The following is a 15,601-nucleotide window of genomic DNA, read 5'->3' as shown; positions in this document are numbered from 1 at the left end:
TGGGTGCGCGCGCCGATGTGTCCTCCCCCCCCCCCCCGCCCCCCCCACCCCCCCCCCCCCCAGGCCTTGTTGCAGCAGATGCAGAGTGCCGTGCAGCAACAGAATTTCGAGTTGTCCATGGTCAAGGCCCGTCAGGGGCGTCTTGAACCGATCCGGATCAGCCATGCCGTCATCAACGGCAAGGAAGTTGCCCACCTCAGTTACCTCGACGGCAAGGCGATCGAGTATCTCCAGCGCCAGAACGAATACACCTTCTTTGAAAACAGCCACGATCCCTACACCCTGAAGGATGCCCGCTTCCCCGGCATCTGGTCGACCCTGGTGAAGATGCCGCTGGCGCAGGTGCTGGAGAGCTATGATCCTGTGCTGGCCGGTCGCAGCCGGGTTGCCGGTGTGGTGGCGCAGGTGGTGAGGCTGGTGCCTAAAGAGGCCGATAAATATGGTTTCGTGCTCTGGATTGACGAGCAGAGCCACTTGCTGCTGCGGATCGACATGGTAGAGCGGGAAGGCAATCTGGTGGAGCAGGTACTCGGTGTCGAGCTGGATCTGCAGAGCAAACCGGCCCCCTGGCTGGTGAAGCTGGCCAACAGCAAGCAGCCTCCGGCGCTGGCGCTGGAGGATGCCTATCCGGCGCCGCAACAGCAGTTGAACTGGCAGATCACCTGGTTGCCCGATGGCTTCAAGGTGCTGTCGCAAGACCGGCACCAGCTGGTGACCACCAGTATGCCGGTGGATTACATGATGCTCTCCGACGGGCTGGTGGATCTCTCGGTCTACGTCTCCCGGGTCGATCCCAAGCAGGCGGTGCGCCAGCAGCTGATCCGCCAGGGGGCGACCTCGCTGGTGAGCTATGTCAACGAGGTGGGGGTCGAGATCACCGTGGTCGGCGAGGTGCCTGCCGAAACCGCCAAGCGCATCGCCGAGTCGGTCCAGCCGCTGGCCCGCAACGAAGCGGTGCAGTAACGGGGGATGCGGGGTTGTCCCCCGCTTGCCGAGCGTGGCGAGTCGTGGTCAGATCCCCTGATTGTGTGAACCCGAGGTGTTGCCGTGAATGAGATGAGTGAAGAGCTGGCGACCGTGGTGGCCATTGAGGGTGACCATGCCTGGGTGGAGTGCGAGCGTCGCTCCGCCTGCAGTGGTTGTCAGCAGCAATCCAGTTGCGGTACCGGCACCGTGGCCAAGGCGTTTCCCCTGAAAGCTCCCCGCTTGCGAGTCAGGCTGACCGCCGAGGTGCGGGTTGGCCAGCAAGTGAGGCTCGGTATCCCGCAGGAGAGTCTGCTGCGCGGGGCTGCGCTGGTCTATGTGCTGCCGCTTTTCTGTCTGTTGGCCGGCGCCTTGCTGGGGCAGCTCTGGCTGGCGCCGCTGCTCTCGGGCGGGGAGGGGATTACCATTCTCTGCTGCCTGCTGGGGGGCATGCTGGGCTTTTTACTGGTTCGTTACTTTTCCAACCGCCTGGATCAGGGGCGCTACGGCCCGCAGATGCTCGGCGTGGTCGTCCCTGTCCGCATCCTCCCCTGACTGAACAGGCGCTATTTCACTGGCGCTGGCGACTAAAGAATGGCCGTCAGCCGGGTTATCCAGTAAAATCGCGCCTCCATAACTGACCTTAACTAATTTTGAGTGACTCTTGCTCGATGAAACACATTCGTAACTTTTCGATTATTGCGCACATCGACCACGGTAAATCGACCCTGTCGGACCGTCTGATCCAGACTTGCGGTGGCTTGTCCGACCGCGAGATGCAGGCTCAGGTGCTTGACTCCATGGATCTGGAGCGCGAGCGCGGCATTACCATCAAAGCACAGAGTGTGACCCTGAACTACCAGGCACAAGACGGTAACACCTACCAGCTGAACTTTATCGACACCCCGGGCCACGTGGATTTCTCCTACGAGGTCTCCCGCTCTTTGGCGGCCTGTGAAGGGGCGCTGCTGGTGGTGGATGCCGGCCAGGGGGTTGAGGCACAGACTCTGGCCAACTGCTATACCGCCATGGAAATGGATCTGGAAGTGGTGCCGGTGCTGAACAAGATTGACCTGCCGGCCGCAGAACCCGAGCGGGTTGCCGAGGAGATCGAAGACATCGTCGGTATCGACGCGGTCGATGCGGTGCGCTGCTCCGCCAAGACTGGTCTGGGTGTTGATCTGGTGCTGGAAGAGATCGTCGCCAAGATCCCGGCGCCGGAAGGTGACCCGGATGCCCCGCTGCAGGCGCTGATCATCGACTCCTGGTTCGACTCCTATCTGGGCGTTGTCTCTTTGGTGCGGATCAAGAACGGTTCCCTGAAGAAGAACGACAAGATCAAGGTGATGAGCACCGGTCAGGTGTGGGGTGTCGATCGTATCGGTATCTTCACACCCAAGCAGGTGGATACTCAGGGTCTGGGTTGCGGCGAGGTAGGTTGGGTTGTCTGCGGTATCAAGGACATCCACGGCGCGCCGGTGGGCGATACCCTGACTCAGGCCAAGAACGGTGCCGACAAGGCGCTGGCTGGCTTCAAGAAGGTGAAGCCGCAGGTTTATGCGGGTCTGTTCCCCATCTCCAGCGATGACTACGAGTCGTTCCGTGACGCCCTCGACAAGCTCTCCCTGAACGATGCCTCCCTGTTCTTCGAACCGGAGAGCTCCACTGCGCTGGGCTTCGGCTTCCGTTGCGGCTTCCTCGGCATGCTGCACATGGAGATCATTCAGGAGCGTCTGGAGCGTGAATACGATCTGGATCTGATCACCACGGCGCCGACAGTAGTGTATGAGATCGAGCTGACCGACGGCTCCACCATCCATATCGACAGCCCGGCCCAGATGCCTGCCATCACCAGCATCAAGGAGATGCGCGAGCCGATCGCCGAGTGTCACATCCTGCTGCCGCAGGAGTACATGGGCAACGTGATCACCCTCTGTATCGAGAAGCGTGGCGTGCAGACCAACATGGTCTACCACGGCAAGCAGGTGGCACTGACCTATGAAATCCCGATGGCGGAAGTGGTGCTCGACTTCTTCGATCGTCTGAAATCCACCAGTCGCGGTTACGCCTCGCTGGATTACGGCTTCAAGCGTTTCGAAACCTCCGACATGGTCCGTCTGGATATCATGATCAACGGTGAGCGCGTCGATGCCCTGGCTATCATCACCCACAAGGACAACGCCCAGTATCGCGGTCGTCAGGTGGTGGAGAAGATGCGCGAGCTGATCCCGCGCCAGATGTTCGATATCGCCATTCAGGCGGCCATCGGCAACCAGATCATCGCTCGCAGCACCGTCAAGGCTCTGCGTAAAGACGTAACCGCCAAGTGTTACGGTGGTGACGTGAGTCGTAAGAAGAAACTGCTGAACAAGCAGAAAGAAGGTAAGAAGCGGATGAAGTCCCTCGGCCGTGTCGACGTGCCGCAGGAAGCCTTCCTCGCGATTCTCCACGTCGGAAAGGATTAATAGATGGCAAGCACGTTTTCCCTGATCCTGGTGGTGGTCTGCGCGATCACCGGTGTTATCTGGTGTCTGGACAAGATGATTTGGTCCAAGCAGCGCGCCGCCAAGATTGCCGTGGCTCGTGCCCATGGCGGTGCCCACCTGGATGAGAAGACCCTGGCCAAGGTGGCCCCCGTGCCGGTCTGGATTGAGCAGACCGCCGGGGTCTTCCCGGTCATCACCTTTGTGCTGATCCTGCGTTCGTTCATTTTTGAACCGTTCCAGATCCCGTCAGGTTCCATGATGCCCACCCTGCTGGTGGGCGACTTCATCCTGGTGGAAAAATTTGCCTATGGTCTGCGGGACCCGGTGACCAACACCAAGTTCCTCGAGACCGGCGAGCCCAAGCGTGGCGACGTGGTGGTGTTCAAGTATCCCCTTGAACCGCGCGTTGACTACATCAAGCGGGTGGTCGGCATGCCGGGTGATCGGGTCATCTATCGCAACAAGGAACTGATGATCCGGCCCAAGTGCGAAGAGCAGGAAGGGAAAACGTGCCCGGGCTTCAAGAAGCTCGACGTCAAGTTTGAACAAAGAGGCGAATTTACCCAGATGGGGATCCCCCTTGACCGCTATACCGAGCAGTTGGGTGATGTCTCCCACGAGACCCTGCGCAATCCGCTGATGCCCGACATGGTTGGCCGTTACTATCGCCAGCCCGGCACCTATCCCGACGAGTGGGTGGTACCGGAAGGCCAGTATTTCGTGATGGGCGACAACCGCGACAACAGCACCGACAGCCGCTTCTGGGGCTTTGTGCCCGAGCAGAATCTGGTCGGCAAGGCGGTCGCTATCTGGATAAGTTTTGAATTCGAGCGCGAAGAAGGCTCCCTGCTGCCAAGTTGGGTACCGACAGGTGTGCGCTTCAACCGCATTGGCGGAATCAAGTAAATGAATATCAAGATGAACAGACTGCAGTCCCGTCTCGGGCATGTTTTTGCGGATCTGGAACTGTTGACCCGCGCGCTGACTCACCGCAGCGCTGGTTCCCGTCACAATGAGCGACTGGAATTTCTGGGTGACTCGATTTTGAGTCTGGTGATTGCCGACGATCTGTTCCACCGTTTCCCGCAAGCGGCGGAAGGGGATCTCAGCCGGATGCGCGCCACCTTGGTGCGCGAGAAGACCCTGGCCGAACTGGGCCGAGAGTTTGATCTCGGGGATCACCTGATCCTCGGTCCCGGCGAACTCAAGAGCGGCGGTTTTCGCCGCGAATCCATTCTGGCCGACACGGTCGAGGCGGTGATCGGTGCCGTCTATCTGGATACCAATCTTGAGACGGTGCGGACACTGCTGCTGAGCTGGTACGCCAGCCGCCTGGAAGAGATCAAGCCTGGCATCGAGCAGAAAGATCCCAAGACCCGTCTGCAAGAAATTTTGCAGGGAAGCCGCAAATCCCTGCCGACCTACACTGTGACCAACGTCAAGGGCGAGGCACACAACCAGGAGTTCACCGTCCAGTGTGACGTGGAAGGTCTGGATGGTCCCCTCGTTGGGGTCGGCACCAGCCGTCGCAAGGCCGAACAGGCCGCGGCGCAGCAAGCATTGGAAAAACTGTCATGACAGATACTACCTATTGCGGCTTTGTCGCCATCGTGGGCCGCCCGAATGTGGGCAAGTCCACCCTGCTCAACAAGCTGCTTGGCCAGAAGGTCAGCATTACCTCGAAGAAACCCCAGACCACCCGTCACCGGATTTTGGGGATCGACACCGAGGAGAACTACCAGACCATCTATGTAGATACCCCGGGTCTGCACATTGAAGAGAAACGGGCCATCAACCGCCTGATGAACCGTGCCGCCACCAGTTCGCTGGGTGATGTGGCCATGGTGGTGTTCATGGTCGACGGTACCCACTGGACCAAAGACGACGAGATGGTGCTGGGCAAGCTGCGCAATCTCAAGTGCCCTGTGGTGCTGGCGGTCAACAAGATTGACAACGTCAAAGAGAAAGAAGATCTGCTGCCGCACCTCGAGTGGCTGGGCCAACAGATGAACTTCGCCCATATTCTGCCCATCAGTGCCGAAAAGGGCACCAACGTGGAGAAGATCCGCGAGTGGGCCAAGGATCTGCTGCCGGAAAACGTCCACTTCTTCCCGGAAGATTACGTGACCGACCGCTCCTCCCGCTTTATGGCCTCCGAAATCATCCGCGAGAAGCTGATGCGCTTTACCGGTGAGGAGCTGCCCTACTCGGTGACGGTGGAGATCGAGCGCTTCAAGGTGGAAGAGAACGGCCTCTACCACATCCACGGCCTGATCCTGGTCGAGCGCGATGGTCAGAAGAAGATGGTCATCGGCAACAAGGGCGAGAAGATCAAGACCATCGGCACCGAAGCGCGCCTCGATATGGAACGTCTGTTCCAGAACAAGGTGCACCTCGAGCTGTGGGTCAAGGTCAAGTCGGGCTGGGCTGATGATGAGCGCGCCCTGCGCAGCCTCGGGTATGGCGACGACTGATTGCTGACCCCGGCTTTCGTCATCCACAGTCGGCCCTATCGGGAGACCAGCCAGCTGGTCGAGGTCTTCACCCAGGATAGTGGCCGATTTACTCTGGTGGCTCGCGGTTCTCGCGGGCCACGCTCCCCTCTCAAGGGGCTGCTGCAACCCTTTACCCTGCTCACCATCGCCTGGCGCGGCAAGGGCGATCTCAAGAACCTCACCCAGGTCGAATGCCCGGATCACTCCCTGCGACTCGGGGGCGATCGCCTCTTCTACGGCCTCTATCTCAACGAGCTGGTCTACTACCTGCTGGAAGCGCACACCCCGTTCCCCGAAGTATTCGATGCCTATGCCCGTGCCATCATGGCGCTGGCCGATGGCGAGACGCCGGAGCTGCCGCTGCGTCGCTTTGAGTTCCTGCTGCTGCAGGCGCTCGGCTATGCGGTGGATTTCGAATACACGGCGGACGACGAGTCGCCCATCGAGCCGACCCTGCTCTATGGCTTCGAGCGTGAATTGGGCTTTGTTGCTTGCGAGCGGGCGCCGGATCCCCGTACCCTGTTTCTCGGTGCCCACCTGCTCGCCTTTGCCGAGGGACGTTTCGATACCCCTCCCTTGCTGCAGGCGGCCAAACGTTTCAGCCGATTGGCACTGCAACCCTATCTGGGCAAGCGCCAGCTAAAGAGCCGAGAGCTGTTTTTAAAACGCCGGAATAGCTTGGGTTAACCGCTCTGCGGCGTTACCCGACACGGTAAGAATGTTACCTACGTCCGATTACGCTGCGCTAATCGAACCTACGAGCTGATATACGGATATTCGCGCGGTAGCCGCGCAGTCAACAGATGAAGCCTTTCAAGGAGTTCTCAATGAGTGAAATCTATCTGGGTGTGAACATCGACCATATCGCCACCCTGCGCAACGCCCGTGGCACCCAGTATCCGGATCCGGTACAGGCCGCGTTCGTGGCCGAGCAGGCCGGGGCCGATGGCATTACCGTGCATCTGCGTGAAGATCGTCGCCACATCACCGACCGCGATGTGGAGATCCTGCGTCAGACTATCCAGACTAGAATGAACCTGGAGATGGCAGTGACCGAAGAGATGATCGGCATCGCCTGCCGTATCAAGCCCCACTTCGTCTGTCTGGTGCCGGAGAAGCGCACCGAAGTAACCACCGAGGGCGGTCTGGACGTGGCCGGTCAGCTGGACAAGGTGACTAATGCAGTTGCCCGCCTCTCTGCTGTGGGGGCCCAGGTATCCCTCTTTATCGACGCCGATCCCATCCAGATCGATGCAGCTGCCGAGAGTGGAGCCCCCTTTATCGAGATCCACACCGGCCGTTACGCCGATGCCACCACCGATGCGGAGCGCAATGCCGAGTTCAAGCGCATCGCCGCCGGTGCCTCCTATGCCGCTGGCAAGGGCTTGAAGGTCAATGCCGGCCACGGCCTGCACTACCACAACGTCAAGGCCATCGCCGCCATCCCCGAGCTCTATGAGCTCAACATCGGCCACGCCATCATCGGCCGCGCCGCCTTCGACGGCCTGGCCAAAGCCGTGAGCGACATGCGTCTGCTGATGCAGGAAGCCCGTCAGGGGATCTGAGTTGCAAAATAGGTCCGCGGCCTGAGACCGGCCGCCAAAAATAACAAGGGACGCCACGGCGTCCTTTGTTGTTTTTAGGTCTATTAATGCGGGGCTAATGAGTTGGCGGCACCCGCGCAGTAATAACCCAGCACAATCGGCTATAAGCAGTTGATGTCAAAAGGGTTACACTGGTTGACCCTGTGAGTTAGACGAGATTGTTATGGATCATCCCCTGTACCACCCCGATATCACCGAACTTGAACCTGTCGCCCGTGCGGCGGGAGCGGCCATCATGGCCATCTACAGCCAGCCCTTCGCGGTGGAGTACAAGAGCGACGAGAGCCCGCTCACGGCGGCCGACAAGGGGGCTCATGAGGTGATCGTTCAGGGGTTGGCACGGCTGACTCCGGATATTCCCGTATTGTCCGAGGAGTCTGGGTCCGAGGTGATGGCGGCGCGCCACGGCTGGTCCCGCTACTGGCTGGTGGATCCCCTCGACGGCACCAAGGAGTTTGTCTCCCGCAACGGCGAGTTCACCGTCAATATCGCGCTGATTGAAGGGGGGGCGCCGCGCTGGGGGCTGGTCTATGCCCCTGTGCTGGACAAGCTCTGGTATGGCGGCAAGGGGCTCGGTGCCTGGCGCATCGCCGATGGCAAGCGCGAGCCTATCCAGACCCGGCCTCATCGTGAAGGCGAGGCGTGGCGAGTGGTGGGCAGTCGCAACCATCTGTCGCAGGAGACCCTCGATTTCCTGGCTCCTTTTGGCGAGATCGAGCTGGTTTCCATGGGCAGCTCCCTCAAGTTCTGCATCATTGCCGAGGGGGGCGCCGAGCTCTATCCGCGCCTCGCACCTACCTGCGAGTGGGATACCGGCGCTGCACAGGCGGTGCTGGAGGGGGCGGGTGGCAGCGTCACCCAGCTCGATGGCTCATCCCTTGCCTACAACAAGCCCGATATCCTCAATCCCTGGTTTGTCGCCAAGGCATAAACGAGATATCGGGATGCAAAAAGGCCGGACTGGAATGAACTTCCAGTCCGGCCTTTTTTATTTCGCTATTCGCTTCGGGTCAGAAGACCTTTTTGAACGGCTTGATGGTGACCTTGGCGTAAACACCGGCGGTCACATAAGGGTCGGCATCAGCCCAGGCTTTGGCGTCAGCTTGCGAGGCAAACTCGGCGATGACGGTGCTGCCGGTAAAGCCTGCATCGGCCGGATCCTCGGCATCGATGGCCGGGTTGGGACCCGCGGTCAGCAGCCGACCTTCATCCTGCAGGGCTTGCAGGCGGGCCAGATGGGCAGGGCGAACCTGCTTGCGCAGTGGCAGGCTATCGGGGACATCTTCGGAGTAGATGAGATACCACATGAGACAATCCTTTTCTGATGAGGGTTATTTTTTGGGTTCGTCTTTTTGCTGGGACAACTGCTCGGCAGGAATGTGGCGGTAGAGGTAGACACCGCTCAGCAGGGTAAAGACCAGCGTCATCCCCAGCAGACCGAACACCTTGAAGTTGACCCACATCTCTTGCGGCAGGTTGAACGCCACGTAGAGGTTGAGCAGGCCACAGACGGTAAAGAAGCCGACCCAGCCGAGATTGACCTTGTCCCAGACTGCATCGGGTGCTTGCAGCTCCTTGGCCAGCATCTGTTTGATCAGATTCTTGCCAAAGCCGTAGCGGCTGATAAGCAGACCCAGTGCGAACAGCACGTTGATGACAGTCACTTTCCACTTGATAAAGGTGTCATCGTGGAAGAAGACGGTGAGGCCGCCGAAGAAGCCGACCAGCAGGAAGGTAAAGAGCTGCATCTTCTCGACTTTGCGATAGCGGATCCAGCTATAGGCGAGCTGCAGACCGGTGACCACCACCAGTGCGCCGGTAGCCATGTAGATGTCGTAGAACTTGTAGACCGCGAAGAAAACGATAAGTGGAATAAATTCAATAAATTGCTTCATTGTTGGCGCCTAGTCCTCAAAGATGGCCTGCAAATTTCGCCCAGTCTACCTGCATGGCGGACAACGGCAAATGAATAAGACCGCTCATTTTTACGCCGGTTCCGTGCTGTCGCCAAACAGTTGGCGAGCAATGGTGATCCCCAGTCGCTGCTGATCGGCCAGCAGGTCGCGAATATGACGCTCTTCGATAAGCGGGTTGAGTAGCACGGCGCGCAGCAGGGTGAGCGGTTGGGCGCCGTAGCGCAACACAGCGCGCTGGGTGCGGGAGACAAAGCTGTGCCCCTCGGCGCGCTGGGCTTTTTGTAGCGCCACGTTGAAGGCGTTGATCTGCTCGTTGGCCGCTTCGTCCAGCACCTTGCCCTGCAGATGGGGCGGGATGCAGCGGTAGGAGAGCAGGTTCATCACCGGTGCCGACATCAGCTCGAAGGCGGGGTCACTTTCGATGAGATCTGCCATCAGCCGGGCGCGGTCGTAGTTGGCTTCGATAAGCTCGGCGTAGCCTTGCTGGCCGAAGAGTTGGAAAGCGGCATCCAGATAGAGGGCATTGGCCGGGCGGGTGCCCTCCAGGGTAAAGCGACCCTGATCGAACGAGGTGGCGCGAATGGCATAGGGCGCCTCTCGCTTGACTGCCATCATCAGGTCGGGCTGGCGGCAGAGCAGCATGCCGGTACCAAGCGGCACCAGCAGCTGTTTGTGGCCATCGAGGGTGACGGTGTCGGCCTGCTCTATTCCGGCAAGCAGACCTTGATAGCGGGGAGAGAAGAGGGTCGGGCCGCCCCAGGCGGCATCCACGTGGAAGTGGATCTGCTCGCGCTCGGCGATGGCGGCCAGCTCAGGCAGGGGGTCGATGGAGCCAAAGTCGGTACTGCCCGCCACGCCGACCAATGCCAGTACTTTCAATTTCTGCTCTTTGCACTGGATCAGCGCCTGCTCCAGCGCAGCCAGACTGAGCCGGTTCTGCTCGTCGGTCTCAAGGCGCCAGACGCTTCTGGCGCCCAGTCCGAGCAGATCCATCCCCTTGTCGAAGGAGTAGTGCATCAGCCGGGAGCCCAGAATGACGGCGCCGCGATAGCCCTGCTCATAGAGGGCGAACAGGTTGTCGCCGCAGGCGCGGTTGCGGGCGAGCCAGAGGGCGGTGACGTTGGCGATGGTGCCGCCGCTGGTCATGACGCCGAGGGCGGCATCCTTGGCATGCATCTGTTCGCCGTAGAAGGCATCGTCCATGTCGTAGATGAGGCGGTGCAGCTTGGCCAGCACCTCCCGCTCCAGAAAGCTGAGCAGCCGGGAGGACTCCATCTTCATCGGATTCTGGTTGAGCATCACCAGCAGGCGCGACAGCTCGGCGGTATAGGCCGGCAGGGGCGCCGTCATGTGGCCCATGTAGCGTGGCGAGGTGAGGTGCGAGGCGCCGGGCACCAGAGTAGCCAGCCGCGCCAGATACTCCTCGATAGGTTGGCCGACTGCAGGCATGCGGGATTGATCGAGCTGGTGGGTGAACAGGTCGCGCTGATAGGGGGCCTGACTGTCGTCGGAGTGGTGGAAGCTCTCCAGCAAGGTGTTCATCGCCTCGCCAAAGGCGGGATCTGCTTGTGCAAACAACTCAGTCAACTTCATCAGGTTCTCCAGACCAGGTCACCGGGTTAGGTGTCTATGCCGCTTGTCTCGGGCATCGGCGGCAGAGCATACACCAAAGGGGGGCGGGTGACAGCCACCCCATTTTTTAAGCGAACACTTGTACTCCGAAATGGTGCTGGGTAGAGTGAGCCACAGTTATTGTGGAGTCGATGTTATGAGTGGTGTGATGGATTACTCCCCCCGGGAGGAGCTGGCAAACCGGCTGAGTCACGGTGCGGGATTGTTGCTGGGGATTGTCGGGCTGGTGCTGTTGCTCATCAAGGGATGGGGACAGGGTACGCAGGCGCTGGTGAGCTACAGCCTCTATGGCGGCAGTTTGGTATTGCTCTATCTCGCCTCGACCCTCTATCACAGCATGGCTGAAGGGCGTGCCAGACGCTGGAGCAAGGTGTTTGATCACTGTGCCATCTATCTGCTGATTGCCGGCACCTATACCCCCTTTCTGCTGGTGGCGCTCGATACGCCGTTGGCGAAGGGGTTGATGGTGGTGATCTGGGCCCTGGCGCTGGCTGGCGTGGTGTTCAAGCTGGTGTTTATCAATCGCTTCAAGAAGTTGTCGCTCTTTGCCTACCTGATGCTGGGCTGGCTGTCGCTGGTGGTCATCTATCAGCTCTACATCCATCTGGCCGGTGAGGGGCTGCTGCTGCTCGGGCTCGGCGGCCTTATCTACAGTCTCGGGGTCATCTTCTATGTGGCCAAGCAGATCCCCTATAACCATGCCATCTGGCATCTCTTTGTGCTGGGTGGCAGCGTTTGTCACTTTATGGCCATTTACGGCTACGTCGCCTAACGTCTTGCAACTAGCCCTTAATTGGTATTTTTAGCGCGTAAAAGGATAAATTCGTGCGGTATCACACAGTTGGCATCAGCGTTTGCTGACAAGCTAGGGCCAGTTCAATTCGCAAAGGATGCACGAAATGAGTGAAATCGCGCTTTCCATCAGCATGTTGTCGCTGGTGGCAGTGCTAGGACTCTGGCTGGGAAACTGGCGAGTCTATGGCGTTGGCTTGGGAATAGGGGGGGTGCTGTTCGGCGGCATCATAGTAGGTCACTTTGCAGGCGCCTCCGATCTCGCGCTGGATGCACAAACGCTTCACTTTATTCAAGAATTTGGCCTGATCCTGTTTGTCTATACCATCGGCATCCAGGTCGGGCCGGGTTTCTTCTCGTCATTGCGCAGCTCGGGTCTCAAACTCAACGCCTTTGCCGCTTTACTGGTCATCCTTGGCTGCGTGGTGGCCGCTGGCTTGCATCAATTTTTCGATGTGCCGTTGCCGGTCATTCTGGGGGTCTTCTCCGGTGCCGTCACCAATACGCCATCTCTCGGTGCGGGCCAGCAGATCCTGGCCGAGCTGGGCGCTGCGCCCGGTTCTACCGGTTTGATGGGGATGGGCTATGCGGTTGCCTATCCGTTTGGTATCTGTGGCATTTTGCTCACCATGTGGCTGGTCAGGGTCTTCTTTCGCATCAAGATCGACGATGAAGCCGCCCAGTTCGAGCTACAAACCGGTAAAACCAAGGAGAGCTTGCAGACCATCAACATCGCGGTGCGCAACCCCAATATGCACGGCCTGATGCTGAGCGAGATCCCGAGTCTCGACGAGTCGGATGTGATCTGTTCGCGGCTCAAGCGTGGCGACGAGCTGATGGTGCCACGGCCGGAATCCCGTATCGAACTGGGTGACTTGCTGCACCTGGTCGGTGAGCGCCACGCGCTGCACAAGGTGTTGCTGGTGCTGGGGGAGGAGGTGGAGACCTCGCTCTCGACCCGGGGCACCGATCTGCGCGTCGAGCGGGTTGTGGTGACCAACGAGCAGGTTCTTGGCAAGAAGATCCGCGATCTGGATATCAAACAACGCTATGACGTGGTGATCTCCCGCCTCAATCGGGCCGGTATCGAGCTGGTGCCGACCAGCCAGACCAGCCTGCAGTTCGGTGACATTCTCAACCTAGTGGGGCGCCTCGATGCCATCGAAGCGGTAACCAATGTGGTCGGCAACGTGCAGCAGAAACTGCAGCAGGTGCAGATGCTGCCGGTCTTTATCGGGATCGGTCTTGGCGTGCTGCTTGGCTCCATCCCCTTCTACCTGCCCGGTTTCCCGGCCGCCCTCAAGCTGGGTCTGGCGGGCGGGCCGTTGGTGGTGGCGCTGATCCTGTCGCGGATCGGCAGCATCGGCAAGCTCTACTGGTTCATGCCCCCCAGTGCCAACCTGGCGCTGCGGGAGATCGGCATCGTGCTGTTTCTGGCGGTGGTCGGATTCAAGTCCGGTGCCGGTTTCGTTGATACCCTGATCAACGGTGATGGCCCAGCCTGGATGCTCTACGGCATGGCGATCACCCTGATCCCGCTGCTGGTGGTCGGTGTGCTGGCGCGCCTCTACGGCAAGATGAACTATCTGACCCTGTGCGGCTTGCTGGCCGGCTCCATGACAGATCCTCCCGCGCTGGCCTTTGCCAACGCAATGCACCCGACCAGTGGCGCCAGTGCGCTCTCATACGCCACTGTCTACCCGCTGGTGATGTTCCTGCGGATCATCTCGCCACAGCTGCTGGCTATCATCCTCTGGGCGGGAGCCTAGGGTTAATCCTGACGGGAGCATGCCTTGTCATGCTCTCGTCATCATTCTGTAATTTATTGATAATTTTGGTTTTTACCATTCTCGCAACCTCGTTTTACACACTTCTGTCTGGCTGAACAGTTCAGCCTCAAATCGGTCTATCCTTTCGAATTTTCGAGCTGGTTATTTTTCCCCTCAGTCTGCAAAGTAGGCTGTGGCTTATTGCATTCAAATCAGGATTCAGGAGAGAACATGATCACCAATGCTGTTACCTTGGAACAGGGCGTAACCGTAACCCAACTTAAAGGACAAATTTATCTGGTGGCCGCAGATGGCAGCCGGAAGCTGTTGGCTGAAGGTGATGTGCTGCCGAAAGGGGCGGTGATCATGTCGCCGGATGGCGCCAGTTTCATGGGCGGCGGACAGTCGTTCACTGTGCAACCAGCCAGCGAACAGAGTGAGCCTGCCGAAGAGGGAGATGCTCCCCAGCTGGCGCAAAACGGCGCTGCAGGTACTCCTGATGATATTAGTGCCTTGCAACAGGCGATCTTGGGTGGCGCGGACCCGACCCAGGCTTTTGAAGCTTCCGCAGCAGGCGGTGCACCTGCTGCCGGTGGTGGCGGTATTGGGGGCGTCGCCGGTGCCAGTGGCAACGGCGGTTTTGTCACCATCGACCGTACCGGTTTCGCAACCATTGCTGAAGCTACCTTCGATACCACCTACAACACCAATGGCGAGCCACCGCTGGGTGCTGCTGGCGAAGATGAAGTATTCGACCTGACGCCGCCCACCATTTCCGTGGTTGCGCCAGATAACACCAATGACACTACTCCGACCCTGACCGGGACCACGGATGCTCCTGTTGGCAGCACCGTAACCTTGCTGGTCACCGATGCAAACGGTAATCAACAAACCCTGACAGCGATTGTCACACCCAGCGGTACCTTCACCGTGGATGTGGTGACCCCTTTGGCTGAAGGCTCTTATACCGTAACAGCCACAGTGACAGATCCTGCGGGTAATACAGGAACGGCAACCGACAATGGCAGCGTGGATGTGACCGCCCCGACCATCACGGTCGATGCGCCGGACAACACCACTGACACTACTCCAACCATCACAGGTACAACCAATGCAGCCCCTGGCAGCATAGTCACCCTGGTGGTGACCGATGCCAATGGCACTCAGCAGACATTGACCGCCATCGTGCAACCGGGTGGTAGCTACAGCGTGGATGTCACCACCCCGCTGGCGGAAGGGAGCTACAAGGTGGATGCCAGCGTCACCGATCCGGCCGGCAACACCGGCACCGCGACCGACGATGGCAGTGTCGATGTGACCGCGCCGACCATCAGTGTGGATGCGCCGGACAACACCAACGACACCACCCCGACCATTACCGGTACGACTGATGCCCCGGCGGGCAGTACCGTTACCCTGGTCGTGACCGATGCCAACGGCAACCCGCAGACCCTGACCGCCACCGTGCAACCGGGTGGTGGTTACAGCGTGGATGTCACTACCCCGCTGGCGGAAGGCAGCTATCAAGTAACGGCCAGCGTCACCGATCCGGCCGGCAACACCGGCACTGCGACCGACAATGGCAGTATGGATGTGACTTCGACTGCGGCCCCGACCGTCACCATCGTGGATGACGTGAACAACGATGAGCTGCTGAGCAAGGGCGAGATCGGTGCTGACCAGGTGCAGGTGACAGCCGAGGTCAATCACACCGAGCTGACCGCGGGCGGTAAGGTCACTCTGACCATCACCAATGGCGATGCCAGCAGTAGCGTCGAGCTGAAGCTGGTGAACGGTGTGCTGCAGTTTGCCAATGGCACACCTGCGACCGGCTTTGCCTACAGCAACGGCACCATCAGCTGGACCGAGAATACCCCGGCGGATGGCAAGTCACTGACGGTAAGTGCGACCCAGACCGACAAGGCGGGCAACGTCTCCCTGCCG

Annotated in this window: 15 protein-coding genes; 12 read left to right on the top strand and 3 right to left on the bottom strand. The window is 59.6% G+C overall.

The window, feature by feature from the left end; genetic code table 11:
- The 9 genes from ACW5XC_RS20160 to cysQ all read left to right on the top strand — a co-directional run.
- The coding region (locus ACW5XC_RS20160; protein WP_456516109.1) for a MucB/RseB C-terminal domain-containing protein at nucleotides 1–963 on the top strand (963 nt) is incomplete at its 5' end.
- A gap of 93 nt (nucleotides 964–1,056) precedes the next feature.
- Nucleotides 1,057–1,518 (top strand): SoxR reducing system RseC family protein, encoded by a 462-nt coding sequence (locus tag ACW5XC_RS20155; RefSeq protein WP_042053919.1) that lies wholly within the window; start codon nucleotides 1,057–1,059, stop codon nucleotides 1,516–1,518.
- 116 nt (nucleotides 1,519–1,634) lie between these two features.
- Nucleotides 1,635–3,428: a translation elongation factor 4 gene (gene lepA / locus ACW5XC_RS20150; RefSeq protein WP_005335396.1), complete on the top strand. Its 1,794-nt coding sequence runs from the start codon at nucleotides 1,635–1,637 to the stop codon at nucleotides 3,426–3,428.
- Between the two features lie 3 nt (nucleotides 3,429–3,431).
- A complete protein-coding gene (gene lepB, locus ACW5XC_RS20145; RefSeq protein ID WP_005335395.1) occupies nucleotides 3,432–4,355 on the top strand; it encodes a signal peptidase I in 924 nt (307 codons plus the stop codon).
- Complete coding sequence (gene rnc, locus ACW5XC_RS20140; RefSeq protein WP_005335394.1) at nucleotides 4,356–5,027, top strand: ribonuclease III; 672 nt, start codon at nucleotides 4,356–4,358, stop codon at nucleotides 5,025–5,027.
- Nucleotides 5,024–5,923: a GTPase Era gene (gene era, locus ACW5XC_RS20135; RefSeq protein WP_042053921.1), complete on the top strand. Its 900-nt coding sequence runs from the start codon at nucleotides 5,024–5,026 to the stop codon at nucleotides 5,921–5,923. The genes rnc and era overlap by 4 nt, the downstream gene beginning before the upstream one ends.
- Entirely contained in the window at nucleotides 5,924–6,631 is a 708-nt protein-coding gene (gene recO / locus ACW5XC_RS20130; RefSeq protein ID WP_042053922.1) for a DNA repair protein RecO, read from the top strand. It abuts the gene before it with no gap.
- A 140-nt stretch (nucleotides 6,632–6,771) separates the two neighbouring features.
- A complete protein-coding gene (gene pdxJ / locus ACW5XC_RS20125; protein ID WP_042053924.1) occupies nucleotides 6,772–7,509 on the top strand; it encodes a pyridoxine 5'-phosphate synthase in 738 nt (245 codons plus the stop codon).
- 202 nt (nucleotides 7,510–7,711) lie between these two features.
- A complete protein-coding gene (gene cysQ / locus ACW5XC_RS20120; protein ID WP_143182637.1) occupies nucleotides 7,712–8,479 on the top strand; it encodes a 3'(2'),5'-bisphosphate nucleotidase CysQ in 768 nt (255 codons plus the stop codon).
- A gap of 79 nt (nucleotides 8,480–8,558) precedes the next feature.
- Here cysQ and ACW5XC_RS20115 read toward each other — a convergent pair whose 3' ends face one another.
- The 3 genes from ACW5XC_RS20115 to ACW5XC_RS20105 all read right to left on the bottom strand — a co-directional run bounded on the left by ACW5XC_RS20115 (nucleotide 8,559) and on the right by ACW5XC_RS20105 (nucleotide 11,057).
- On the bottom strand, nucleotides 8,559–8,855 hold the full coding sequence (locus tag ACW5XC_RS20115; RefSeq protein WP_005335344.1) for a YciI family protein: 297 nt from the start codon (nucleotides 8,853–8,855) through the stop codon (nucleotides 8,559–8,561).
- 24 nt (nucleotides 8,856–8,879) lie between these two features.
- Nucleotides 8,880–9,443 (bottom strand): septation protein A, encoded by a 564-nt coding sequence (locus ACW5XC_RS20110; RefSeq protein ID WP_005354349.1) that lies wholly within the window; start codon nucleotides 9,441–9,443, stop codon nucleotides 8,880–8,882.
- A 90-nt stretch (nucleotides 9,444–9,533) separates the two neighbouring features.
- On the bottom strand, nucleotides 9,534–11,057 hold the full coding sequence (locus ACW5XC_RS20105; RefSeq protein WP_042053926.1) for an aminotransferase class V-fold PLP-dependent enzyme: 1,524 nt from the start codon (nucleotides 11,055–11,057) through the stop codon (nucleotides 9,534–9,536).
- Between the two features lie 175 nt (nucleotides 11,058–11,232).
- Here ACW5XC_RS20105 and trhA point away from each other — a divergent pair, with 175 nt between their 5' ends.
- From trhA to ACW5XC_RS20090, 3 genes are all read left to right on the top strand, one after another.
- Nucleotides 11,233–11,868, top strand: coding sequence for a PAQR family membrane homeostasis protein TrhA (gene trhA, locus ACW5XC_RS20100; RefSeq protein ID WP_042053928.1), 636 nt, complete (start codon nucleotides 11,233–11,235; stop codon nucleotides 11,866–11,868).
- 127 nt (nucleotides 11,869–11,995) lie between these two features.
- The gene (locus tag ACW5XC_RS20095; RefSeq protein WP_005335335.1) at nucleotides 11,996–13,657 is read left to right on the top strand and encodes a putative transporter; all 1,662 of its coding nucleotides are present in this window, start codon (nucleotides 11,996–11,998) and stop codon (nucleotides 13,655–13,657) included.
- Nucleotides 13,658–13,888: 231 nt separating this feature from the next.
- Nucleotides 13,889–15,601, top strand: a 1,713-nt coding sequence (locus tag ACW5XC_RS20090; RefSeq protein ID WP_456516108.1) for a retention module-containing protein, incomplete at its 3' end; no start/stop codon positions are given.

The organism is Aeromonas sp. 25-AL00135 (genome assembly GCF_054052385.1).
The sequence above is the reverse complement of the archived record's forward strand: the minus strand, read 5'-3'. Positions and strand labels throughout refer to the sequence as shown.